Genomic DNA, 22,768 nt, shown 5'->3' with positions numbered 1-22,768 from the left:
GTCGCAACAACGACCGGCGTGGCTAGTCGTTGCCCTTGGTGCAGGTCTGCTGCGCCGCCGTCTGGCCGGTGATTGTCGACGGGAGCTCGACCGCGCCGCCTGCGGTGTCCGTCGCGCTGGGAGCCGGCGTCGCCGGGGTCGCGGGTGCGGTCGGCGTCACGGGCGACGGTTCGCCGCCTGCGCCCGCGTCCGGTGCAGGCGAGGCTGTCGCGGTCGGATCCTCTGCCGCCCGGCCTGTCGACCCGGTCAGCTTCACGGGCTGGTCGTTCACCAGCGCTTCGTTGAGGGCGTCGGCGGCCGACTCCTGCGGAACGACCCTGTTCGGATTGTCCGGGTCGCTGACGGCCGGATACTGCACGAAGACCATGTTCTCGAGGCCGGTGTCCTTCAATGCCAGTGCGATCTGCACCAGCGTCGTCGGGTTGGTGAGGGTGTCCGACGGGGTGATGTTGTCGACCGCCGCCTTCGCCAGCCCGTACAGCTGGACAGGGTTCGACAGCACGCCCCCGCTCACGACCTTGCGCGCCAGCGCCGACAGGAACACCTGCTGGTTGGAGATGCGGCCCAGGTCGCTGCCATCGCCGACGCCGTGCCTGCTGCGCAGGAACGAGAGGGCGACATCCCCGACGATGGTCTGCTCGCCGGCGGGGAGGTCGAGCGGCGGGTTCGTGTAGTCGTCGACGACCGGCGACGCGAGGCACACGTTGACTCCGCCGACCGCGTTCGACATCGCGCTGACGCCGTTGAAGTTGATCTCCGCGGCGAATGGGATGCTCAAGCCCGTCATCTTCGACACCGTCGCCACCACGCAGTTCAGGCCGCCCCGCGACAGCGCCGTGTTGAACTGGGCGTAGGAACTGCCGTCGATGGTGCCGCCGTCCGGCGACGGGCAGTCCGGGATGGGCACCATGAGGTCTCGCGGGAAGCTGACGACCATCATGCTCTTGTGGTCCTGGGCGATGTGCAGCAGCATCGTGACGTCGTTGTTGCCAGCGCCGCTGCTCGCATCCTGCTCGTCGGCGCTGTTGTAGATGCCGCCGAGGTCGCTGCGGCTGTCGGTGCCGGCGATCAGCAGGTTGACGCCGCCAGGAATGGCGGCGACGTTGGGGACGTCCTGCGGGATCGGCGTCTGACCGGGGAGGGCCTGCAGGTGCACGCCCGTCTTGATCGACCGCGCCACATCCCACACCGCGTAGGCGGCGACGGACCCGATGCTCACGACGACGACGACCACCACAGCGGACAGCAGCTTGAGCGCGGCGACCGCTCCGCGGCGACGCGGCAGGCGACCGTGCCGGACGGCTTCCGGTCCGCGGGCACGCTGGTGCCGTCGCGGCAGATCGGTCATCGGCATCCCTCGGCTCGTCGGACGTTGCTCGAAATCCTAGCGATGCTCCCTTTCCTCCGGCTGCGAGGCGCGCATCCAGTGCTGAAGACGCTCACACGGGGACCGGCACGACCTGCGGATGAGGGTTTCCCCTCATTCGGGGTCGTCCCGCTGCGGGCCTTGGCGGTTCTCCCCGATGCCACGGCGGTCGCGGGCGGAGCATCGTCGCACCCGTGGCCGACCGGCGGCCACGACGACCCGAGGGGCCTCACCATGACTATCGCCGAGAAGCGCGCCGACGCGGCCGCATCCGGTGCGGACGCCGAGATCCGCCCGTTCTCCTACACCGCCACCGACGAGGAACTGGACGACCTCCGCCGCCGCATCCGCGCCACCCGGTGGCCCGACCGCGAGACCGTCGACGACACCTCGCAGGGCGTCCGGCTCGAGACGATGCGAGCGCTGGCCGACTACTGGGCCGACCAGCACGACTGGCGCCAGGTGGAGGCCCGGCTCGCGGAGCTGCCGCAGTTCGTCACCGAGATCGACGGCGTCGACATCCACTTCATCCACGTCCGCTCGAAGCATGAGGATGCGCTGCCGCTGATCGTGACCCACGGGTGGCCCGGCTCCGTGATCGAGCAGCTGAAGATCGTCGGCCCGCTGACCGACCCGACCGCCTACGGCGCCGACGCCTCCGACGCGTTCGACCTGGTCATCCCGTCGCTTCCCGGCCACGGCTTCTCCGGGAACCCGCGGACGACCGGGTGGGATCCCATCCGCATCGCCCATGCATGGGCGGAGCTGATGCGCCGCCTCGGCTATGACCGCTACGTCGCGCAGGGCGGCGACTGGGGCAACGCCGTGACAGAGCAGCTGGCGCTGCAGGCCCCCGAGGGGCTCATCGGCATCCACACCAACATGCCCGCGACCATCCCTCCGGCCATCCAATCGGCGCTCGATGCCCACGAGGAGCCGCCGGCGGACCTCGACGAGGAGGAGCGCTACGCGTGGGACCAGCTCGCTTTCTTCTACGCCCACGGCCTCGCCTATGCGCAGGAGATGGGCAACCGGCCGCAGACGCTGTACGGGATCGGGGACTCCCCCGTGGGACTAGCGGCGTGGATGCTCGACCACGACGCCCGCAGCTACGACCTGATCGCCCGCGTCTTCGCCGGCGGCTCGGAGGGGCTGTCCCGCGACGACGTGCTCGACAACGTGACGCTGTACTGGCTGACCAACACCGCGGTCTCCTCCGCCCGGCTGTACTGGGAGAGCAAGCTGCCGTTCTTCGCGCCGAAGGGCGTCGCACTGCCGACCGGCGTCAGCGTGTTCCCGGACGAGATCTACGCGGCGCCGCGCAGCTGGGCGACGCAGGCGTACCCGAACCTCATCCACTTCAACCACCTCGATCGCGGCGGGCACTTCGCGGCCTGGGAGCAGCCGGAGCTGTTCTCGCAGGAGATCCGCGCCACGTTCCGATCGCTGCGCTGAGCGGGGCGGACGATGGAGCGCGTTCTGCAGCTCGAGGCCGGCGAACTGAACGTCGGCTACACCGATGACGGACCGGCGGATGCCCCGGTCGCCCTGCTGCTGCACGGCTGGCCGTACGACATCCACAGCTTCGAGGGCGTCGTCCCGCTGCTCGTGGACGCCGGGTTCCGCGTGATCGTGCCGTACCTCCGCGGGTACGGCATGACCACCTTCCTCGATCCCGGCGGGCTGCGCACCGGGCAGCCGGGCGCGCTGGCACGGGACGCCGTCGCCCTCCTGGATGCGCTCGGCGTCGACTCCGCGGTGATCGGCGGCTCCGACTGGGGAGCACGGACGACCAACATCGTCGCTGCCCTGTGGCCGGAGCGCGTTCGCGGGCAGGTGACCGCGAGCGGGTACCTGGTCGCCGGCCAGGCGGCGAACGCCAACCCGCTCCCGCCGGAAGGCGAGCTCACCTGGTGGTACCAGTTCTACTTCGCGACCGAGCGGGGCCGGGCCGGCTACGACCGGTACCGCGACGAGTTCGCGCGGCTCATCTGGCGCACGGCCTCGCCGCGCTGGGACTTCGACGACGCGACGTTCGAACGCACGCGCCCATCGTTCGCCAACCCGGACCACGTCGACATCGTCATCCACAATTACCGCTGGAGACTCGGGCTCGCCCCCAGCGACCCGACCCTCGACGAACTGGAGGCGCGGATCGCCGGCCGCCCCGTCATCCCGGTGCCCGCGATCACGCTGGAGGGCGACGCGAACGGCGCGTTCCATCTCGACCCGTCCGCCTATCGCGACCGCTTCACGGGGCCGTACGAGCATCGGCTGCTCACCGGCGGCATCGGCCACAATCTGGCGCAGGAGGCGCCAGAGGCGTTCGCTCAGGCGGTCATCGATGTCGCGCGCTTGGCCGATACCGCGTCGGCGACATCCGGATCGGAGGCGGACCGTGTCGGATGACCGCGACCGCGGGCTCTTCCGCACCCTCGCCCACCGGCTCTCGGGCGACGCCGAGGAGCTTCCTGACGAGGGCCGGCTCCCCTCGTTCGCCCGGGCCAACGGCTGGCTGAACTCCGAGCCGCTGACTCCCGAGGGGCTCCGCGGCCGGGTCGTGCTCGTCGCCTTCTGGACGTACACCTGCGTCAACTGGCTGCGAACCGCTCCGTACCTGCGGGCGTGGCACGCGAAGTACGCGGACGCCGGGCTGACCGTGATCGGCGTCCACACTCCCGAATTCGGGTTCGAGCACGACCGCGCCAACGTGACCGCTCGCACCCGGGCGCTCGATGTCGAATACCCGGTGGCCGTAGACGACGACTACGGCGTCTGGGAGGACTTCGCCAACCACTACTGGCCGGCGTTCTACCTCGCCGACGCCGACGGGCGGCTGCGGTACCACCACTTCGGCGAGGGCGAATACGAGCGCACCGAGATGATGATCCAGCGGCTGCTGATGGATGCGGGAGCCCGGGACCTCGACCTGAACCTCGTCATGGTGGATCCGCAGGGGCTGGAGGTGGCGGCCGACTGGCGCGACCTCCGCTCACCCGAGACCTATCTCGGGTACGGCCAGAGCAGCGGCTTCGTCTCCGAGGCGACCGACCGCTACGACCGCTCGGAGCGGTACGACGGCGGGCGGGAACTGCCGCTGAACGGCTGGGGTCTGACCGGCCGATGGACGCAGGCGCGGCACGCGGCAGTGCTCGACGAAGCGGGCGGCCGGATCGCCTTCGCCTTCCACGCGCGCGACGTGAACCTGGTGATGGGTCCGGGCGCGGACGGCCAACCGATCCCGTTCCGCGTGCTCCTCGACGGGCGGCCGCCCGGCGAGGCGCACGGCACCGATGTCGACGCGGACGGCCGCGGCGTGGTGGACCGGCAGGACACCCTCCAGCTGATCCGTCAGGGCTCCCGCATTCAGGACGCCGTGGTCGAGCTCGAATTCGACCGCCCAGGGCTGGAGGCCTACTGCTTCACCTTCGGGTAGGCGTCCCCCGTTCACACGACGCCGTGCCGCAGGGCGAAGGCGGTCGCCTCGCTGCGCCGGGCCACGCCGATCTTCCGGTACAGGCTCGTGATGTGCCGCTCCACCGTGCGATCGCTCAGCCACATGGCCCCCGCGATCTCCTTGTTGCTGAGACCCTGCGCCAGGAGACCCAGCACCTCAAGTTCCCGGCGGGTCAGCGTGGCGACCAGGTGGTCGGCGCTGTCGGCGACCAGCGGCGTGGGCGCAGTCGCGGCGAACACCCGGCCGAGGCCGGCGACCCCCGCGACCGGCACGGGGACGCTCGCGTCTCCCGCCTCCCGAGACGCCTGGCGGACCCGTCGTGACACCGCCGTGAGCGCCGGACCGACCTCCTCCAGCAGCGAGTGAAGCGCCGCACTCTGCCGTTCGAGCGCATCCTCGGCGGTCCGTCGCGCCCGCTGCTCCGCGCTGAGTCGCCTGGCCGTATGCAAGGCGATCGCGGCCTGGCCGACCGCCACTCTCAGGAGATGCGTCTCCCGGTCGGTCGGGAAGTCGGGACGGGATGCCGCCACCAGCACCCTCGCGGACTCCCATGGCAGCGCGAGGGCCAGACTGGCCACCCGGGTGATCGCCCCCGCCGTCGCCGAACGCACATCCGTCGTCCGCACGGCCGCCGTCGCGAACCCGGCCGCCCCCTCGGGGAACGCGATACCGCCGCCCGCGGCAGCCGTGCCGGACGCGGGCTCCGCCCGCAGCGCCTCCGCGAACGCCTCCGGCGCCTCGGCCCCGGTCGGCCGCCATCCTTCGATGCGCTCCGTCCCGCCGGGCACCTCGAAGCGGGCGTAGGCGGCATCCAGTCGCAGCACCCCCACGAGCACGCTGAGCAGTCCGTCGGCGATCTCACCCGGCGCGTGGTCGACCCAGAGCGACGGGAGTGCCAGCAGCGCGCCGAGGTCGCGCATCCACCTCCGGTCGTCCGCCTCCATCGCTGCCGACCGCCCTCAGGCCCTGGCCCGGGCCGGCCGCTCCGCCAGGAACTCGTCCGGCGGCACGACGAAGGGGTTCTGCTGCAAAATCCCGCCGATCAGCACCATGGGATGCGTCCGCAGGATGTCGATCACGAAGGCGCCGTCGAACCGCGAGGTGTCGTAGGCGCAGATCACGACGTGCCGGTGGCGCGCGTGCAGGAAGTTGGCGCGCGCTTCGAACTCGATCAGGTCTTCGGCCACGTCGTCGTCGCGCTCGGCCCAGCCCATGTCGGCGAGCAGCCGGATGCGCGGCGCCTCCGATGCCAAGAGCATGCCGTCGAGCTGCCGCAGCATGTCCGCCTGGTCGAACGCACCGGTGCGCAGGTAGGTCTCCGCCCAGGTGCGCACTTCGCACCGGCCGTCCTTCAGAAGCTCCGCAGTGTCGTAGCCGAGCCGACGCAGCCGTCGGAGGGGGATGCCGGGGGCCGCGGTGTCGACCAGGTGCACCAGGCGGTCGCCCGCCTCCACGCCGTCCCGCACGAACGGGTCGAGCACCGCATCCGCCTCCGCCGATCCGTTGACGAACGCGCAGACGTGCCGATAACGGTCGAGCACCCCGCCCGCGAACGTGACGGGGTCTTCCGCGCTGGGGACCTGAGATGCCATTGCCGACTTCCCGCTTCGAGGTTTGGAGAGTATCCCGTCGGGGAACCCGCGCACAATGCACACCGACCGTTCCGGGCACGTGCACCTGCCGATACCCTCGCCTCATGACGAACAAGACCCCGCGCGAAGAAGAGATTCAGAAAGAGCAGGAGGCGAAGGACGCCGAGAAGGAGCGTCTGGAGCAGCAGGAGGAGGAGCGGCTGCGCTGACCTCGGCCTCTTTGGTCAGGCGCTCGAAGAACAGTGCGAGTACGGCGCGCTCGCGCCGGGTGAGCCCGGCGATGAGCGGCGCCACCTGCTCGACGGTCGGTTCCGTCTCGAACCGGCCGGCGAACTCGCCGAGCACCGCCGTGATGTCATCCGCTGTCAAGGACATTGGTCACCTCCTTCCGATGGTGTCGAGGTGTTCGGTGGTGGGGTGTTCGGTGGGCTGCTCGCGCCCAGGAGGAGCCGCGTCCTCCCACCGTCGGACTGCAGGAGGCCCAGCCGGCCCGGGATGCACGAGACGAGCGCCCCTTCCCGCGAGAGATAGACACGGTGCAGCGCCGAGTCGAGGGTCGTGACCTCGTCCTCCAGGAGTCCGTCCTTCACGAGGACGCAGGTGGGCGGTGCGCCGCGCGCGACGAGCAGAGCATGCACCTCACGCTCCGGCAGGGCGCTGACATCGAGGGCGGTGCCGTCCTTCAGGGCCACGCGGCCCGTCAGCCGGCTGCGGAACTCCCTTCGGCCACGGGTCGTCGCACGGCCGGCGAGCAGCAGCACCCACCGCTGCGCGAAGAATTCGTGCACGGCAGCGCTGACGTGCTCCTCGACGACCCGCACGATTGCCTCCTGTGCGACTCAGCGGTGCGGCATCCACGGGACCCCGAACCGACGAGCCCTTTGATGTCGAAACCCGTTCGTCTCCCACAGTGCATTCGGCGCGACAGCGCGATCGGATGCCGGTGAGGCGGAGAAATCTCCGACCGGTCGCGCTGGTCGCGCAGAAGGCGCAGCCCGGGTCAGCTCAGCGCTGGTGCGGACGGCGCGGCGGTCGACGTCTCGACGGTCCGGTGGCGAAGGCGCCGGCGAGGAGCAGAGCGATACCGATCACCCAGCCCGGCGTCTGGTCGATGCCGGTCGCCGCGAGCGACTCGGTCATCGACGGAGTGGAAGCGCCGCCGCCGCCCGCAGGAGGAGTAGGAGGCGGAACCTCCGCCGCGGTCACCGTGACCGTGGCCGTCGCGACCGTCAGTCCCGAACGCAGCACCTCCACCTCGTGGTCGCCGGGGGTCACCGAGGACGGCACAGTCGCCGAGAATCGGAGGCTCCCGTCCGGGCCGACCGATGCCGAGCCGAGCGCGACGGGATCCGAGTGGAGCACCAGGTCGTAGTCGCCCGGATCGAAGTGCTCACCAGAGACGGTGAGCGTGCCGCCGACCGGCACGGGACTCGTGACGTCGATGGTCAGCTGCGAGATGGCGAGGGAGAACGGCGCGGAGGCGGTCTGCGGCTGCGCCGACGAGTCCGTCACGACGAACGAGAACGTGCCGGTGAACGGTGCGGCGGCCGTGCCCGAGATCACGCCGGTCGCAGCATCCAGAGTCACTCCGGCGGGCAGCGTCTCCCCCGCGCCGAGGGCGTACACGTACGGTGCGGTGCCTCCGGAGACGGCGACCGGGATGGCGGCGAACGGGACGTCGACGTAGGCCTCGACGGGTGAGGGCACCAGCTCCAGGGCAGGCGGCGGCGCGGGGGCCACCTCAAGCGCAGTGGCCACGGTGGCGGTCTGCGCGGGAAGTTCCGCATCCACCACCTCGATGTGGATGGTGAAGCTGCCGGGGGTGCTGGGAACGCCGCCGATCCGTCCGGTCGCCGCCTCGATCGACAGCCCGGCGGGGAGGTCGGGTGAGGAGTAGGTCAGCGGGGCAAGGCCGCCGCTGACGGAGACCGGGACGGCAGAATACGGCTCGCCTTCCTCGCCGTCCGGCAGCGTCAGCGCCGTCGCGGTCAGTGCAGCCGAGAGCACCTGCACGGTCGTCCGTCCGACCTCGACGCCCTGGAAGAGCACGCTTACAACGTGCGATCCGAGCGTCTCAGCGAGCGGGACGGCGACGGTCGACCCGAGTTCGCCCAATGCTGCGACCGTCGTCGTGGCGACCTGCGTGCCGTCGAGGTCGATCGCGTAGTCGCCTGCGACGAGGCCGGACGCGGACACGGCCGCGGAGGCGCCCCGACGCACCGTGGCGGGCACGCCGATCGGCGTGGTCGAGAGGACGAGCGTCGCCGGCCCGGCCACCGCCGTCCCCGGCGGGATCGACGAATCCTGCACGCCGAGCGAGACGCTGTACGTGGATGCCGTGGTCGGGATTCCGCTGACCACACCTGTGGCACTGTCGAACGAGGTGCCCGGCGGGATGCTGCCCGACGCGACTGACCACGAGTACGGCGCCGTGCCGCCCGACAGCGTGGCCGGGCTCCAGGTCAGGGGTTGCCCCACCCGGCCCGCCGCATCGGCTGCCGGGACGAGCGCGACCGGCGCCGGGCGGACCGTGAGGCTCAGCGGGATCGAGACGGTCTGCGGCGCCGGGGAGATCGCGTCGGTGACATCGACGGTGAACGGGAAGACACCGCTGACCGTCGGAGTGCCCCCGATGCGGCCCGTGAACGGGTCGATGCTCAGCCCATCGGGAAGAGCCCCGTCCGCGACCGTGAACTCATAGCCCGGCCGCCCTCCGAACGTCGCCCCGCCGCTGACCGTCACCGCGGGCGTCACCAGCGAAACACCCTGCTGTGCGATCGGAAGGATCGGCGGAGTCACGACCAACTCCGGCACGCTGAAGCGGATCGTCAGCGAACCGTCACCGCTGTTGACACCGCTCGACGTCTCGGAGAAGTCGCCGTTCGTGGTCTGCAGTGCGCCGGAGCCGCCCCCGCCGGCGCCGCACCCGTCGGCACTGCCGAGACTTCCGCCGCCGCCGCCGCCCGCATATCCCGAGCCGCCGCCCCCGCAGGCACTGAACTGCGTCGCCACTCCGGCAGCGCCGCCCGCGGCGAGCAGAAAGTCGGTTCCCGGCGGGACCCGGAGCTGCACGTCCTGGCCGTCCTCCCCACCCGGCCGTCCCGTCCCGCCCTGGCCACCGGCGGCGAAGCCGCGCAGCGGTCCGCTGGGCGGTGCCTGTCCGCCCTGCCCCGCATTTCCGGCGGAACCCTGGCCGGCACCGCCGCCGCCGTCACTTCTGCCACTGACGACGCCGCCGTCTCCGCCGGCGAACCGGGCGCCCGCAATGGAGCCGCCGCTGCCGCCACCCCCGCCGACGACGACGAGCAGGATGCCCGGCACGGCCAACACCGATGCGCCACCGCCACCGCGGTAGTCGATGACATCATCCCCGGTGCCGCTCAGCGTCTCCACGTCGCCCGCGGCGCCGACGGTGTACTGCACCGGGGTGCCGGCGAAGGAGCGGCCGAGGGTGAAGTCCATGCTCCCCCCACCGCCGCCGTTCCCCTGGAAACCGAGCCCTTCCCCGGCTGACAGCGTGACCCCGATGCTGGTCGCGTTCTCGGGGATCCGGAAGGACCCCTCCCCTGGCGCGAACACGTGTGTCACCTGGACCGTGGCCGCTTCGGCCGGGACGGCGGTCACGGAGAGGGAGATGGCGACGAGCGCGAGGGAGGCCATCGCCGCGAGCGTCGGCACGAGTGGCCTTCGACGCTCCGGCTCCCCAGGGCCCGAGGTTCGCACGATGCCTCCCGGTGACTCGTGACGCGAACGCGCTCACGGTAGCACTCGGCGAACAGGTGCACCACTGATCCTCAGGGCCGAGGGGCTCCGGTCTCAGTGGCCGGCACGGCCCGCCACATGGTCGAGATGGCCGCGTCGTCGAGCACCGCGCGGAAACCGCCGATGGTGCTGAAGCCCGCGCGCTCGTACCGATGATCGTTCGCCGGATTCGTCGACTCCAGATAGGCCGGAAGCCCCGCGGCGTCGAACTCCGCCAGATTCTCGGCCAGCAGACGCTGCCCGATCCCCTGCCCGCGATGATCGGGATGCGTCGCCAGCAGACTCAAGTACATGTGCGGTTCGGAGTGCGGGTGGCTCGCGTCGAAGCGCCCCCAGAGCAGCTGGTAGGCCTCGAACCGTTCCGGCGCCAGAGTGCGTGCCATCAGCGCGTCCACCTCGGCCTCTTGCGCGCTCGTCAGCTCGTCCACTTCCGGTGGGAGCCACACGGCGACGGTCGCCGCCTCACCGGCAGGGCCGTCCTGCACGTAGACCGTCCGGTGGGCGATGGCGCCCTCGACGAAGTACCTCCAGAACCGTTCCAGGTGACCCGTGCCCCCGTCGGGCGCGCTGAGCGCCGGACCCCAGACGGGATCCACGCGGAAGGCCAGCGCGATCGTCGCCGTCACAGCATCCACGTCGGCGGCTTCGGCGATCCGTGTCTCCATGGAGGAACTCTAGCTTCGGACCCGGACAACGACGCGAAAAACCCCCGGTGAGCAGGTATCTCGCTGCTCGCCGGGGGCGATGGGTGGATCTGAGGGGACTCGAACCCCTGACCCCCTGCATGCCATGCAGGTGCGCTACCAGCTGCGCCACAGACCCAGAGTGTGAACCGATTCGGCCCTTTCGGACCTCCCGGAACAACTCATTCAGACTACTACATCGTGCGCACCAGAAAAAACTGAGCGGGCCTCGCGTCAGTCGAACAGCTCACTCAGCCAGTTCTCGCGCTTCTTCTTGTACGGGCGCTGGCCGTACTGATCGTGGTGCGGCTCACGGCGCTGCTCGCGGTACGGCTCGTCGCGGTACGGCCGGTCGGCATATTGCGGGGCGGAGACGGGTGCGGCGGGCGAGACGGGAGCGGTCCCCGCCCGGTCGATGATCTTGTCGAGTTCGCCGCGGTCGAGCCAGACGCCGCGGCACTCCGGGCAGTAGTCGATCTCGATGCCGTGCCGCTCGCTCATCACGAGGGTCGCATTGTCGGTAGGACACTTCATGCGCCCATCCAATCGGGCGACCATGAGAGAGTCCTCAGGCGAGCCCGGGAGAACGCTGGGTAGCGCTACTCGGCCCGCTCGTGGACCGGCAGCTCGATCGGGAGCGTCGGGCAGTCCTTCCAGAGACGCTCGAGCGCGTAGTACATCCGGTCCTCCTCGTGGAAGACGTGCACCACCAGGTCGCCGAAGTCGAGAAGGATCCAGCGGCCCTCCGCCTTGCCCTCGCGGCGCAGCGTCTTCACACCGGCGTCGTTCAGGCGGTCCTCCACCTCGGAAGCGATGGCGATGACGTTGCGCTCGACACGACCGCTGACCAGCAGGAACGCATCCGTCAGTGGGAGCGGTCCCGACACGTCGAGAGCGACCAGGTCTTGCCCGCCCTTCGAGTCGGCGGCGGCCGCGGCCACTTGCAGGATGTCCCGGGCGTGCTGGGATGCGGTCACGGACGGTCCTCCGGTCGCGGTCGGTACGAAAGTTGTGCAGGAGTGAAGGAAGACGCGCGGATGATCAGAACACCTTCAGAACGTAGGCGGCCACCAGGAGGCCGATGACGCCGACGGCGAGCACGCCTGCGGCGACCATGAGGACGACGGGAAGCAGATTGCCACGCTTCTTCGGCGGCGCGATCACCCCGCGAGTGGAGGTGTGGGTGCTGATGGCGCGCGACGCGCGAACCGGCTGCACCTCCGAGGTGTTGAACTCGTTCTCCTCGCCGTCGAGGAGACGGTCGAGGTCGGACGAGTCGATCCGATCGGGGTGGGCCCCGGTCGCGCCCATGCCGCGCGGCAGGTCGATGGACCCGGTCACCAGGATCTCGCCGGTGCTGGTCAGCGGAGCCGTGTTGTTCGGCTGCGGGATGACGGGCAGGATCAGCGCATTGGTGGTGGTCGCCGCCGTCGACTGGCCGACGTTCCGTGAGGTGATCGGCTCCTTCTGGTCGTCCAGCTCGGCGGCCGTCGACCAGTGCCCGGTGGGCGGAGTGAAGGGGCGGCGCTCCTGCGCGGCTGTGTCGTCGGCGCGTGCAGCCGGCGTCGGCGTCGGCGAACCGTTGTCGGCGGACGGCGCAGCGGGCTCGGCGGACTTCGCCGCGGCGGAGGCACCGAAAGCAGCGAACGGGGACGTACCGCTCTGGGTGACCGTGGTGTCGCTCTGCGCGGTGCGCGCACCGGCGGGGGCCGACGACGGCGTGAGGGGCGCGAACGGCCAGGCGGACTTCTCGCTCGCCGGAGCAGCGCTCCGGGCTTCCGGCGTCGAAGCGGAAGCCGGCACGTCGCCATCGCGTGCGGGAGCCGGCTCGTCGGTCTTCGCCGCGGCGTCCGCGTCCGCGTCCGCGTCCGGAGTGAAGGTCACAGGGAAGACGGCCTCACCTGCGGCGACCGGATGGTTCGCCTGGGCGTTGGCCTCCTGGGCCTGCAGCATGGCGCGCAGCTCACGCCGGGTGAGGGTGCGCTCGCGCGAGTCGTCACCGCTGGAGGTGGCCGCAGGGCTCGGCTGCTGAAGGATCGCCATCGGCTGGGTCACCGGCTCGGGCTGGGAGGCGTCGGGAGCCTGGCGGAAGAGGTCGAATGAATCGCGCGACGGCGAGGTCACGCCCGGCTCCGCGAAGGCGCTGGCCGGGATGGCGGGACGCTCGGGCGCAGCCGGACGCTCGGCAGCCTTCTGGGTCTCCTGCGCTGCTGCGGACTCGGGCGCGACAACCGCAGGCTCGACAACGGCCTCCGGGGCTTCCGCCTGCTCGACTTCCGCGGGCTCCCGCGGTGGAACGTTCGTGGTCACATCGGGGATCTGCCCGGCAGGGGTCGGCTCGGCAGTGCCCGCTCGTCGGGAAGCGGAGCGCTCGAACTCCCTCGCCTGTCGCCGCGTCTGCGGCTGGCCCGTCGGCGGCTGTTCAGGCCACGATGTCATGCCACGCTCCGATACAGATGGTGTTTGGAGATATATTGAACGACCCCATCAGGCACGAGGTACCAGACCGGGAATCCCCTGCTCACCCGGCTCCGGCAATCGGTCGACGAGATCGCCAGGGCCGGAACTTCCAACAAGCTTACGTCTTGCTCTGGTAATCCAGAAATACTCAAGTCGTGTCCCGGGCGACTCACAGCCACGAAGTGCGCGAGCTCCCAGAGCTCGGTCACGTCGCGCCAGCTCAGGATCTGCGCGATGGCGTCAGCGCCAGTGATGAAGAAGAGCTCGGCATCCGGCCGCTCGCGGTGGAGGTCGCGCAGAGTGTCGATCGTATAGGTGGGTCCGTCGCGGTCGACGTCGACCCGGCTGACGGTGAACTGAGGATTCGATGCCGTCGCGATGACGGTCATGAGGTAGCGGTGCTCCGCCGACGTGACCACGCCCTTCTGCCAGGGCTCACCGGTCGGGACGAAGATGACCTCGTCCAGGTCGAACGACTGCGCCACTTCGCTGGCGGCGACCAGGTGGCCGTGATGGATCGGGTCGAAAGTGCCGCCCATCACGCCGATCCGCGGCCGGCCCGTCTCCGTCAGCTCCATGCTCGCGGTGGGTCAGTGCCCCTGGTTCGGGTGTCCGGAGCCGTGGTGCGTGGCTCCCGGTGCGCCGGCGTGGGCCGCGGCGTCCGGTGCGGAGCGGTGGCTGTGGCGGTTGGCGACGTCCTTGAAGCTCCAGGCGACGAAGGCGAGGGAGATGAAGATCACGATGGCGATGGCACCGAACATCCACGTGGGCATCGGCAGCTCGACGTGGGTCTCCGCCTCGGCGAGGACGGTCGTCAGAAATGACATCGTGCGTAATCCTTTCTCCGGGCCGGTGGCCCGTCGTCAAGTCTAGCGGTCGGCTATGCGCGGATCTGGCCGGACCCGCGGACGATCCACTTGGTGCTGGTCAGTTCGGGCAGCCCCATCGGGCCGCGAGCGTGCAGCTTCTGCGTCGAGATGCCCACCTCGGCGCCGAACCCGAACTCGCCACCATCGGTGAAACGCGTGGAGGCGTTCACCATCACGACGGCGGAGTCGACCTCTGCCAGGAAGCGATCGGCGTTCACGACATCGTTGGTGATGATCGACTCCGTGTGCTGCGTGGAGTAGCGGCGGATGTGCTCCATCGCCTCGTCGAGGTCGTCGACGACCTTCACCGAGATGTCGAGGCTCATGTGCTCGGTCGCGTAGTCCTCGTCGGTCACCGGCACCGCATCCTCGGCGAACGGCAGCGCCCGATCGTCGGCGTGGATGGTGACACCCTCGGCCCGGAGGGCGGCCAACACCGGCGGCAGAAGCCGCTCCGCCGCGTTGCGATGCACGAGCAGGGTCTCGACGGCATTGCAGACGCTCGGCCGCTGAACCTTGGCGTTCCGCACGATGTCGACGGCCCACTCCTCATTCGCGGACTCGTCGAGCACGACGTGGACGACGCCCGCGCCGGTCTCGATCACCGGGACCGTCGACTGCGTCACGACCGTCTGGATCAGCTCCGCACTGCCGCGCGGGATGAGCACATCTACATACCCGCGGGCCGTCATCAATTCGGCAGCACCCTCGCGACCGAAGTCGTCGATCGTCTGCACGGCGTCGGCGGGGAGCCCGGCGCTCGCGAGAGCCTCCTGCAGCACCCGGACGAGCACACGGTTGGTCTCGATGGCGGCGCTGCCGCCTCGGAGGACCGCCGCATTGCCGCTCTTGATCGCCAGGGCGGCGATGTCGATCGTGACGTTCGGACGCGCCTCGTAGATCGCGCCGACGACGCCGAAGGGCACACGCACCTCGGTGATCTTCACCCCGTTCGGCAGGGCGCTTCCGCGCACCGCCTGCCCGACCGGGTCGGTCAGACCGACCACTTGGAGGACTGCATCGGCGAGGCCCTGCAGCCGCGCCGGGCTGAGGCTCAGCCGGTCGAGCAGACCCTTCGACAGGCCGTTCTCGCGCCCATTGGCGAGGTCGAGCTCATTGGCCGCGAGGATGTCGCCAGAGGCGGTGAGGACGCCGTCAGCGATGGCGCGCAGCGCGCGGTTCTTCTGCTCCGTGTTGGCTGTCGCGAGAGCCCGCGACGCCGTCTTGGCAGCTGCGAGCCGTTCGTGGAGGGAGAGCGCCGTTTCGGGCGCCGCACCGGTGATCTGGGACATGCCTCGATTCTAGGACGCGGCGGAGTCGGAGGTGACGGTCGTGACGGAACCTGTGGAGAGCTGGCCGCGGGCGTCGTTGGGGACGGAAGCGGTCGGCGCGGGCGCGAACCAGGTGCCGACGCGCTCGCCCCGCAATGCCTGCGAGACGAGCGACGTCGCCGTGAGCACCACGGCCGTGCCGCGCTCGGCGGCCTGCCGGGCCGCGGAGACCTTCGTCACCGCTCCCCCGCTGCCGACGCCCGAAAGTCCGGTCGAGCCGATCTCGACGCCTTCGAGCTCGTCATCCCAGCCGACGTGCTCGATGCGCGCAGCTCCCGGCTCGTGCGGCGGCCGGGTGTAGAGCGCATCCACGTCCGACAGCAGAACCAGCACGTCGGCCTGCACCAGCAGCGCCACCAGCGCAGCCAGTCGGTCGTTGTCGCCGAAGCGGATCTCGTGCGTCGCGACGGTGTCGTTCTCGTTGACGATCGGCAGGATGCGCAGGTCGAGCAGCCGCTCCATCGCCCGCTTCGCATTGCTGCGGTGGGTCGGGTTCTCCATGTCGCCGGCGGTGAGGAGCACCTGCGCTGCGACGATCTCGTACCGGTCGAAGCTGTCCTGGTAGCGGTAGATCAGCACGTTCTGCCCGACCGCCGCCGCCGCCTGCTGCGTGGCGAGGTCGGTCGGACGCTCGGACAGCGACAGGTACGGGATGCCCGTGGCGATGGCACCGGAGGACACGAGGATGACCTGCGTTCCCCGGCCATGCGCCTCGGCGAGGGCATCGACGAGCGAAGCGATCTGTCCCGCGTTCTCACCGCTGATGGACGATGAGCCCACCTTGACGACGATGCGCCGGGCGGACGGGATCTGGCTGCGGTCGTCGATGGTCATCCCTCGGTGCTCTCCTCGTCTCCGTCGCGCCGGTCGGTGCCGGCGACGACGTTGTCGTCGTAGCTGTCGTCTTGCCAGAGACCCGCCTCGCGCTCGCGCCGCAATTCTTCGCGCGCCGCCGCCTTGGCGTCCATCCGCTCGAAGTAGTCCTCGCGGCGCTGGTTGCGCGTCGGCCGGCCGTTCATGTCGAGGCGCGTGTCGGCGCCGCGCGGAGCGGTGATCAGCTCGGCCGTGGAGGTCAGTGTGGGCTCCCAGTCGAAGACCACGCCGTTCTCGCGGCCGATCACGACGGTGGAACCGGCGATGGCGCCCGCGCGGACCAGCTGGTCCTCGACGCCCAGCTTCGCCAGCCGGTCGGCCAGATACCCGACGGCCTCATCGTTCGCGAAGTCCGTCTGCGCCACCCAGCGTTCGGGCTTCGCGCCAAGAATGCGGTAGACCGGCCCATCGGAGCCGCCCTCGACCTTCACGACGAAGCCGGAGTCGTCGACGGCCTTCGGGCGCATGACGATGCGCGGTCGCGACTCTTCGAGCGCCGCCTGCTCGACGCGCGCCTGCTCGACGATCTCGGCCAGAGCGAACGACAGCGTCCGAAGGCCCTCATGGCTGACCGTCGAGATCTCGAACACGCGGTAGCCGCGCTGCTCCAGCTCCGGACGGACGAAATCGGCCAGCTCGCGCGCGTCTGGCACGTCGATCTTGTTGAGGGCGATCAGCTGCGGGCGCTCCAGCAGCGGCTTCTGTCCCTCCGGGACGGGATACGCGGCGAGCTCGGCGAGGATGACATCCAGGTCGCTGAGCGGGTCGCGGCCGGGCTCCAGCGTCGCGCAGTCGAGCACGTGCAGCAGGGCCGAGCAGCGCTCGACGTGGCGGAGGAACTCGAGCCCCAGCCCGCGGCCCTCGCTGGCGCCCTCGATGAGGCCAGGGACGTCGGCGATGGTGTAGCGGACCTCGCCCGCCTGCACGACACCGAGGTTCGGGTGGAGGGTCGTGAACGGGTAGTCGGCGATCTTCGGCTTCGCGGCGGACATCGCCGCGATGAGGCTCGACTTGCCGGCGGACGGGAAGCCGACCAGGGCGATGTCGGCAACGGTCTTGAGCTCGAGGAGGACATCGCCCTCCCAGCCAGGCGTGCCGAGCAGCGCGAAGCCGGGAGCCTTGCGCTTGGGGTTCGCCAGCGCTGCGTTGCCGAGGCCGCCGATGCCGCCGGGGGCGACGACGACGCGCATCCCGGGCTCCGTCAGGTCGGCCAGCTCGCCGCCGTCCGCGTCCTTCACGACGGTGCCGACCGGGACGGGCAGCTCGAGGACCTCGCCCGTGTGGCCGCTGCGGTGGTCGCCCATCCCGAAGCCGCCGTTGTCGCTCGAACGATGCGGTGCGCGGTGGTAGCCGAGCAGGGTGGTCACCTGCGAATCGGCGACGAGCACGATGTCGCCGCCGTTGCCGCCGTTGCCGCCGTCAGGGCCGGCCAGCGGCTTGAACTTCTCTCGGCGGACCGAGACGCACCCGTTGCCGCCGTTGCCGGCGCGCAAGTGCAACGTCACGCGATCAACGAACGTCGCCATGGTGCTCTCCTACTTCGTCACTGCTCCTGCGTTGTCCCGCAGAAATGGCGGATGGGCGGGCCGAAGCCCGCCCATCCGGAAAATGGTGCTCGTGGCCCTGGCTCAGGCCGAGGCTTCCACGATGTTGACGACCTTGCGGCCGCCCTTGTTGCCGAACTCGACCGCACCGGCGGCGAGGGCGAAGAGGGTGTCGTCGCCGCCACGGCCGACGTTCACGCCGGGGTGGAAGTGGGTGCCGCGCTGGCGGACCAGGATCTCACCCGCGTTGACGGTCTGGCCGCCGAAACGCTTCACGCCGAGGCGCTGCGCGTTGGAGTCGCGGCCGTTGCGGGTGGAGCTTGCTCCCTTTTTGTGTGCCATGGTGTCTTCTCCTCGAGAGCTTCGACTACTTGATGCCGGTGATCTTGACGCGCGTGAGCTCCTGGCGGTGGCCCTGACGCTTCTTGTAGCCGGTCTTGTTCTTGAACTTCTGGATGTGGATCTTCGGGCCGCGGAGATCCTCCAGGATCTCGGCGGTCACGGTGACCTTGGCCAGGGAGTCGGCGTCGGAGGTGATCTTGTCACCGTCGACCAGCAGCACCGGCGCGAGCTCGACCTTGCCGTCCTTGCGGGCCTTGATACGGTCCATCGTCACGATGGTGCCGACCTCGACCTTCTCCTGTCGGCCACCGGCGCGCACAACTGCGTAAACCACTTGTCAGTACCTTTTCGTCGGGGAACAGCTCCCGGCGATGCCGCGGACCTGATCCTGCTCTTCTACTCTTCTGGATGTCACTGGTCTGATTGTCACTGCCGAGCCGTGCCGGCAACGGTTGCGACCGACGGCTCTCAGAAAACCATGATGGCTGCGCGAGCGGGGCTCGGCACACACCAACGGTCAACTTTACCCGACAGCCCGTATCCCGTCAATTCAGCGCACGTCCGTCCGGCGCGAGTCGAAAGGGGCGTCAGGCCAGCCGGCTCCTCCAGCGGAACCGGTTCCTACAATCATTGTATGACGGTCCTGATCGATCCCCCGGCATGGCCGGCGCACGGCATGTTGTGGTCGCATCTGGTGAGTGACGCGTCGCTCGATGAGCTGCATGCGTTCGCCGCATCCAACGGCGTGCAGCGGCGCGCGTTCGACCTCGATCACTACGACGTGCCGGACCGTCGCTACGACGAACTCGTGGCCGCTGGAGCGCATCCCGTCTCCGGAAAGGAGCTCGTCTCGCGGCTGATCGCCAGCGGCCTGCGCGTGCGAGCGCGTGACCGCGTGCGCCGCCACTAAACGTCGCGTCCTTGCAAACGAATGGTCCCGACACGCCGTGTCGCTGATGCGCCATACGGCGTGTCGGGACCAGTGGATGCTTACTCGCCCTTCGGGGCCAGCTCACCGCCGGCGATGACCGTGGTGCTGGCGCGGCGACTACGGCCGCGACCCTGACCCGGCTCCTTGGGAGCCGGGAGGGCGTCGAGTACGGAGTCGAGCAGCAGCTCGGCGTCGTGGGGCAGCGTGCGCGAGGGGGCAGGCGCAGCGGCCGGCTCGGGGAGATCGAGCAGCGGGACGATCGGGTCGGCCGGAGCGCTGGCGGCGGTCTCCTGCTCCGGCGCGTCCGGCGTGAGCGCGGCCGCAGGCTCCGCCGCAGCGTCCGCCGTGACGGCCTCCGGCTGCTGCCGGTCGGCGCCTCCCTTGCCCTTGCGACGGCGCTTCTTGGTGGCGGTCACCTCGGTGACGCTGATCTCCTCGGACTCCGGCGCCTCGGCGGCCTCAGCAGCCTTCGACTCCTCGTCGTGGTGGATGGTCGACGCCGCGATCTTGGCGAGCGCGTTCTTCGCGTCGTCCGTAATGGCATGCGTGCCGCTGTGACCGGCCCCGTTTCCATTGCCGTTCCCGTTCGACCCGCCGTTGCCGCTGTTGGAGCCGCCGTTGCCACGCCCGCGGCGGCGGTCGCTCTGCGGCTGCTGCTGCTGCGGCTGGCGGTGCTTCACGACGGGGTCGTGGTGCACGACGACGCCGCGCCCGGCGCACACCTCGCAGGCCTCGCTGAAGGTCTCGAGGAGCCCGAGGCCGAGCTTCTTGCGCGTCATCTGGACGAGGCCGAGCGAGGTGACTTCGGCCACCTGGTGCTTGGTCCGGTCGCGGCTCAGGCACTCCACCAGGCGGCGCAGCACCAGATCGCGGTTCGTCTCGAGGACCATGTCGATGAAGTCGACGACGATGATGCCGCCGATGTCGCGCAACCGTAGCTGGCGGACGATCTCCTCCGCCGCCTCCAGGTTGTTCTTGGTGACCGTCTCCTCGAGGTTGCCGCCGGAGCCGACGAACTTGCCCGTGTTGACATCCACGACGGTCATCGCCTCGGTGCGGTCGATGACCAGCGAACCACCCGAGGGCAGCCACACCTTGCGCTCCAGCGCCTTCTCGATCTGCTCGGTGATGCGGTACTCGTCGAACGCGTCGCGCTCCCCCGTGTACGGCTCCACCCGGTCGAGGAGGTCCGGTGCGACCTGGCGCAGGTAGTTCTCGATGGTCTGGCGTGCGTCGTCGCCGGCGATCACGAGCTTCTGGAAGTCCTCGTTGAAGACATCGCGGATGATCTTGATCAGGAGGTCCGGCTCGCTGTGCAGCAGCGCGGGAGCCTGCTGCGTGTCGACGCGGGTGCTGATGTCGGTCCACTGCGCCGTGAGGCGGTTGACGTCGAGCGTCAGCTGCTCCTCGGTCGCGCCCTCGGCGGCGGTGCGCACGATCACGCCGGCGTTCTCGGGCAGCACCTCCTTGAGGATCTTCTTGAGCCGCGAACGCTCCGTGTCGGGCAGCTTGCGGCTGATGCCGTTCATGGATCCGCCGGGCACGTACACGAGGTAGCGGCCGGGGAGCGAGATCTGGCTGGTCAGGCGGGCGCCCTTGTGGCCGACCGGGTCCTTCGTGACCTGGACGAGGACGCGATCGCCGGCCTTCAGGGCCAGCTCGATGCGGCGCGGCTGGTTGCCGGTCTCCACCGCATCCCAGTCGACCTCTCCTGAATACAGGACGGCGTTGCGGCCACGGCCGATGTCGACGAACGCCGCCTCCATGCTCGGGAGCACGTTCTGCACCCGGCCGAGGTAGACGTTGCCGATCAGCGACGCCTCCTGCGAGCGGGCGACGTAGTGCTCGACGAGGACCTTGTCCTCCAGCACACCGATCTGGATGCGGCCGCCCTTCGAGCGGACGATCATCTGCCGGTCGACGGACTCGCGGCGGGCGAGGAACTCCGCCTCGGTGATGACGGGACGGCGACGGCCGGCATCGCGGCCGTCACGGCGGCGCTGCTTCTTGGCCTCGAGGCGGGTCGACCCCTTCACCTTCTGCGGCTCGGTGATCAGCTCCGGCTCACGCGGCGTGCGCACCTTGACGACGGTGTTGGCTGGGTCGTTCGTGCCCTCACGGCCGGTCTCGCCCGCACGGCGGCGGGCGCGACGGCGGACACCGCCTGCGGGCTCCTCGTCCTCGCTCTCGGAGAGCGGCGGAAGGGGCAGCGGGTCGGGCGCCTGGAACAGCAGCGTGGTCGGCGGGAGGCCGGGCGCAGCCGCGGCCGCGACTGCCTCGGGCTCGCCGTGCTGGTCGGGCAGAGCCGGAGGCTCGTGCGCGGCGGCCGCAGCTGCGGCATCCACCTCGGGCAGCGCCTCGGGGGCGGCTTCGGCGGTCGCCTCAGCAGTGGACGCGACCTGCGCGTCCTGCTGCACGTCCCGCTGCTGCTCCTGCGAGACGTGCGGCTCCGGAAGGTCCTGGGTGTCGGAAGCGTCGCCGTAACCGGCCAGCGGAGCCTTCCTCACCACGCGTCGCGTGCCGAAGAGCCCCTTGCGCTTCCGTCCTCCCGTCTCCGTGTCGTTGTTGTCCGTGTTGTCGATATTCTCGTTATCCACCATCGCTGGTGCACTCCTCGACCGGTGCGGTTCCCCGCTCACCGGGTACTCTCCGTCGGGAGGCGGCGCGCGCGGCGCCTCCCTCAATCCTGTTCGGATGCCTCCGGGCTCGTGGCGCGGCGTGCATCCGGCTATGTCATTCGCCGGCCTTCACGGCCGGCACTTTCACGGACGCTCGGGGCGCCCTCAAGCCTTCTGTCGGTGCTCCCGGCCTCGGCCGGGACGACTGCTGCAACGATTATCGCACGGGCGCGGGCCGGTGCGGGTCGCTCTCAGAACGACACGCAGGCCGCATGCCATAATCCGAGGGTGTCAGACAGTCCAACAGAGGCCGCCTACCGCCGCCCGACCGCTCTCGCCGTCTTCCTCATCATCGCCGGAGTGATCGGCCTCTGGGCCGCCTTCATGCTGACGGTGGACAAGTTCCACCTGCTGGAGAACCCGGATGCGCAGCTCTCCTGCAACTTCTCGGTGCTCGTGGGGTGCTCCAAGAATCTGAACTCGCCGCAGGGAGCGGTTCTCGGTTTCCCGAACCCGTTGCTCGGGCTCGGCGGGTGGACGGCCGCGATCGCCGTCGGCGTCGGCCTGCTGGCGACCCGCGCACGCTTCGCCCGCTGGTACTGGATCGCGTTCAATGTGGGCGTCCTGCTCGCCCTGGTGCTGGTGATCTACCTGATCACGCAGTCGCTGACCGTGCTGGATGTGCTGTGCCCCTGGTGCATGGTCACCTGGCTCGTGACGATCCCGACCTTCTGGGCGGTGACCCTCTACAACCTCAAGGAGGGCAACATCCCGCTGCCGGAGCGGGCGCGAGCCTTCTTCCGTGCCCTGTACGGCTGGGTGCCGCTGATCACCATCGTCTGCTACGCGATCGTCGCGGTACTGGCGCAGATCCAGCTGGACTGGATCCACCGCGCCTTCGTCTGACCCCGCGCGTCACACCCCGGAGCCTCACGACGCG

22 protein-coding genes and 1 tRNA gene are annotated in these 22,768 nt (G+C 70.0%); 5 read left to right on the top strand and 18 right to left on the bottom strand.

What is annotated here, in order from left to right; genetic code table 11:
* Nucleotides 1–22: 22 nt before the first annotated feature.
* Entirely contained in the window at nucleotides 23–1,348 is a 1,326-nt protein-coding gene (locus AB7E03_RS03130) for an LCP family protein (protein ID WP_489939224.1), read from the bottom strand.
* A 252-nt stretch (nucleotides 1,349–1,600) separates the two neighbouring features.
* Between AB7E03_RS03130 and AB7E03_RS03125 the strand changes: the two genes are divergently transcribed.
* From AB7E03_RS03125 to AB7E03_RS03115, 3 genes are read left to right on the top strand one after another with little or no spacing between them, the layout of a single operon-like run.
* Nucleotides 1,601–2,821, top strand: coding sequence for an epoxide hydrolase family protein (locus AB7E03_RS03125; RefSeq protein WP_489939222.1), 1,221 nt, complete (start codon nucleotides 1,601–1,603; stop codon nucleotides 2,819–2,821).
* A 12-nt stretch (nucleotides 2,822–2,833) separates the two neighbouring features.
* On the top strand, nucleotides 2,834–3,775 hold the full coding sequence (locus AB7E03_RS03120) for an alpha/beta fold hydrolase (protein WP_489939220.1): 942 nt from the start codon (nucleotides 2,834–2,836) through the stop codon (nucleotides 3,773–3,775).
* Complete coding sequence (locus AB7E03_RS03115; protein WP_489939218.1) at nucleotides 3,765–4,802, top strand: redoxin domain-containing protein; 1,038 nt, start codon at nucleotides 3,765–3,767, stop codon at nucleotides 4,800–4,802. The genes AB7E03_RS03120 and AB7E03_RS03115 overlap by 11 nt, the downstream gene beginning before the upstream one ends.
* An 11-nt stretch (nucleotides 4,803–4,813) precedes the next feature.
* On the opposite strand, the gene AB7E03_RS03110 is transcribed toward AB7E03_RS03115, so the two are convergent.
* The 16 genes from AB7E03_RS03110 to rplU all read right to left on the bottom strand — a co-directional run bounded on the left by AB7E03_RS03110 (nucleotide 4,814) and on the right by rplU (nucleotide 18,613).
* A complete protein-coding gene (locus AB7E03_RS03110; RefSeq protein WP_489939216.1) occupies nucleotides 4,814–5,767 on the bottom strand; it encodes a helix-turn-helix transcriptional regulator in 954 nt (317 codons plus the stop codon).
* Nucleotides 5,768–5,782: 15 nt separating this feature from the next.
* Nucleotides 5,783–6,415, bottom strand: a complete 633-nt coding sequence (locus AB7E03_RS03105) for an MEDS domain-containing protein (RefSeq protein WP_489939214.1) — start codon at nucleotides 6,413–6,415, stop codon at nucleotides 5,783–5,785.
* Nucleotides 6,416–6,780: 365 nt separating this feature from the next.
* Nucleotides 6,781–7,236 (bottom strand): hypothetical protein, encoded by a 456-nt coding sequence (locus AB7E03_RS03100; RefSeq protein WP_489939212.1) that lies wholly within the window; start codon nucleotides 7,234–7,236, stop codon nucleotides 6,781–6,783.
* Nucleotides 7,237–7,420: 184 nt separating this feature from the next.
* A complete protein-coding gene (locus AB7E03_RS03095; protein WP_489939210.1) occupies nucleotides 7,421–10,093 on the bottom strand; it encodes an Ig domain-containing protein in 2,673 nt (890 codons plus the stop codon).
* 116 nt (nucleotides 10,094–10,209) lie between these two features.
* A complete protein-coding gene (locus tag AB7E03_RS03090; RefSeq protein WP_489939208.1) occupies nucleotides 10,210–10,842 on the bottom strand; it encodes a GNAT family N-acetyltransferase in 633 nt (210 codons plus the stop codon).
* A gap of 84 nt (nucleotides 10,843–10,926) precedes the next feature.
* A tRNA-Ala gene (locus AB7E03_RS03085) sits at nucleotides 10,927–10,999 on the bottom strand.
* A 95-nt stretch (nucleotides 11,000–11,094) separates the two neighbouring features.
* Complete coding sequence (locus tag AB7E03_RS03080) at nucleotides 11,095–11,394, bottom strand: TFIIB-type zinc ribbon-containing protein (RefSeq protein ID WP_489939206.1); 300 nt, start codon at nucleotides 11,392–11,394, stop codon at nucleotides 11,095–11,097.
* Between the two features lie 65 nt (nucleotides 11,395–11,459).
* Nucleotides 11,460–11,837: a ribosome silencing factor gene (gene rsfS / locus AB7E03_RS03075; protein ID WP_441782381.1), complete on the bottom strand. Its 378-nt coding sequence runs from the start codon at nucleotides 11,835–11,837 to the stop codon at nucleotides 11,460–11,462.
* A gap of 64 nt (nucleotides 11,838–11,901) precedes the next feature.
* The gene (locus tag AB7E03_RS03070; protein ID WP_489939204.1) at nucleotides 11,902–13,299 is read right to left on the bottom strand and encodes a hypothetical protein; all 1,398 of its coding nucleotides are present in this window, start codon (nucleotides 13,297–13,299) and stop codon (nucleotides 11,902–11,904) included.
* The gene (nadD, locus tag AB7E03_RS03065; protein ID WP_489939202.1) at nucleotides 13,296–13,898 is read right to left on the bottom strand and encodes a nicotinate-nucleotide adenylyltransferase; all 603 of its coding nucleotides are present in this window, start codon (nucleotides 13,896–13,898) and stop codon (nucleotides 13,296–13,298) included. Before nadD ends, AB7E03_RS03070 begins: the two co-directional genes overlap by 4 nt.
* A 12-nt stretch (nucleotides 13,899–13,910) precedes the next feature.
* Nucleotides 13,911–14,147, bottom strand: a complete 237-nt coding sequence (locus tag AB7E03_RS03060) for a hypothetical protein (protein ID WP_441782384.1) — start codon at nucleotides 14,145–14,147, stop codon at nucleotides 13,911–13,913.
* Between the two features lie 53 nt (nucleotides 14,148–14,200).
* Nucleotides 14,201–15,481, bottom strand: coding sequence for a glutamate-5-semialdehyde dehydrogenase (locus AB7E03_RS03055; RefSeq protein WP_489939200.1), 1,281 nt, complete (start codon nucleotides 15,479–15,481; stop codon nucleotides 14,201–14,203).
* Between the two features lie 9 nt (nucleotides 15,482–15,490).
* Nucleotides 15,491–16,354, bottom strand: coding sequence for a glutamate 5-kinase (gene proB, locus AB7E03_RS03050; RefSeq protein WP_489939198.1), 864 nt, complete (start codon nucleotides 16,352–16,354; stop codon nucleotides 15,491–15,493).
* Entirely contained in the window at nucleotides 16,351–17,919 is a 1,569-nt protein-coding gene (gene obgE / locus AB7E03_RS03045; protein ID WP_489939196.1) for a GTPase ObgE, read from the bottom strand. The genes proB and obgE overlap by 4 nt, the downstream gene beginning before the upstream one ends.
* Before the next feature lie 102 nt (nucleotides 17,920–18,021).
* Nucleotides 18,022–18,279, bottom strand: a complete 258-nt coding sequence (rpmA, locus tag AB7E03_RS03040; protein ID WP_441782388.1) for a 50S ribosomal protein L27 — start codon at nucleotides 18,277–18,279, stop codon at nucleotides 18,022–18,024.
* Between the two features lie 25 nt (nucleotides 18,280–18,304).
* Entirely contained in the window at nucleotides 18,305–18,613 is a 309-nt protein-coding gene (gene rplU / locus AB7E03_RS03035; RefSeq protein ID WP_441782389.1) for a 50S ribosomal protein L21, read from the bottom strand.
* A 300-nt stretch (nucleotides 18,614–18,913) separates the two neighbouring features.
* On the opposite strand from rplU, the gene AB7E03_RS03030 reads away from it, so the two are divergent.
* Nucleotides 18,914–19,189, top strand: coding sequence for a DUF4031 domain-containing protein (locus AB7E03_RS03030; protein ID WP_489939194.1), 276 nt, complete (start codon nucleotides 18,914–18,916; stop codon nucleotides 19,187–19,189).
* 80 nt (nucleotides 19,190–19,269) lie between these two features.
* Here the strand turns inward: AB7E03_RS03030 and AB7E03_RS03025 are convergent, their stop codons facing one another.
* Nucleotides 19,270–21,810, bottom strand: a complete 2,541-nt coding sequence (locus tag AB7E03_RS03025; protein ID WP_489939193.1) for an Rne/Rng family ribonuclease — start codon at nucleotides 21,808–21,810, stop codon at nucleotides 19,270–19,272.
* Between the two features lie 306 nt (nucleotides 21,811–22,116).
* Here AB7E03_RS03025 and AB7E03_RS03020 point away from each other — a divergent pair, with 306 nt between their 5' ends.
* Nucleotides 22,117–22,734, top strand: a complete 618-nt coding sequence (locus AB7E03_RS03020; protein WP_489939191.1) for a vitamin K epoxide reductase family protein — start codon at nucleotides 22,117–22,119, stop codon at nucleotides 22,732–22,734.
* Nucleotides 22,735–22,768: the final 34 nt, after the last annotated feature.

The organism is Leifsonia sp. RCC_180, assembly GCF_058138205.1.
This window is presented reverse-complemented; position numbering and strand designations above follow the sequence as displayed.

What these genes read in the sequence shown, in the direction of transcription:
- AB7E03_RS03120 (WP_489939220.1), top strand. Translation starts at nt 2,834, where the DNA reads ATGGAGCGCGTTCTGCAGCTCGAGGCCGGCGAACTGAACGTCGGCTAC.
- rpmA (WP_441782388.1), bottom strand. Translation starts at nt 18,279, where the DNA reads ATGGCACACAAAAAGGGAGCAAGCTCCACCCGCAACGGCCGCGACTCC.
- AB7E03_RS03060 (WP_441782384.1), bottom strand. Translation starts at nt 14,147, where the DNA reads ATGTCATTTCTGACGACCGTCCTCGCCGAGGCGGAGACCCACGTCGAG.
- AB7E03_RS03070 (WP_489939204.1), bottom strand. Translation starts at nt 13,299, where the DNA reads ATGACATCGTGGCCTGAACAGCCGCCGACGGGCCAGCCGCAGACGCGG.
- AB7E03_RS03105 (WP_489939214.1), bottom strand. Translation starts at nt 6,415, where the DNA reads ATGGCATCTCAGGTCCCCAGCGCGGAAGACCCCGTCACGTTCGCGGGC.
- AB7E03_RS03125 (WP_489939222.1), top strand. Translation starts at nt 1,601, where the DNA reads ATGACTATCGCCGAGAAGCGCGCCGACGCGGCCGCATCCGGTGCGGAC.
- obgE (WP_489939196.1), bottom strand. Translation starts at nt 17,919, where the DNA reads ATGGCGACGTTCGTTGATCGCGTGACGTTGCACTTGCGCGCCGGCAAC.
- AB7E03_RS03090 (WP_489939208.1), bottom strand. Translation starts at nt 10,842, where the DNA reads ATGGAGACACGGATCGCCGAAGCCGCCGACGTGGATGCTGTGACGGCG.
- AB7E03_RS03055 (WP_489939200.1), bottom strand. Translation starts at nt 15,481, where the DNA reads ATGTCCCAGATCACCGGTGCGGCGCCCGAAACGGCGCTCTCCCTCCAC.
- AB7E03_RS03110 (WP_489939216.1), bottom strand. Translation starts at nt 5,767, where the DNA reads ATGGAGGCGGACGACCGGAGGTGGATGCGCGACCTCGGCGCGCTGCTG.
- AB7E03_RS03030 (WP_489939194.1), top strand. Translation starts at nt 18,914, where the DNA reads ATGACGGTCCTGATCGATCCCCCGGCATGGCCGGCGCACGGCATGTTG.
- proB (WP_489939198.1), bottom strand. Translation starts at nt 16,354, where the DNA reads ATGACCATCGACGACCGCAGCCAGATCCCGTCCGCCCGGCGCATCGTC.
- AB7E03_RS03025 (WP_489939193.1), bottom strand. Translation starts at nt 21,810, where the DNA reads ATGGTGGATAACGAGAATATCGACAACACGGACAACAACGACACGGAG.
- nadD (WP_489939202.1), bottom strand. Translation starts at nt 13,898, where the DNA reads ATGGAGCTGACGGAGACGGGCCGGCCGCGGATCGGCGTGATGGGCGGC.
- AB7E03_RS03130 (WP_489939224.1), bottom strand. Translation starts at nt 1,348, where the DNA reads ATGACCGATCTGCCGCGACGGCACCAGCGTGCCCGCGGACCGGAAGCC.
- AB7E03_RS03080 (WP_489939206.1), bottom strand. Translation starts at nt 11,394, where the DNA reads ATGAAGTGTCCTACCGACAATGCGACCCTCGTGATGAGCGAGCGGCAC.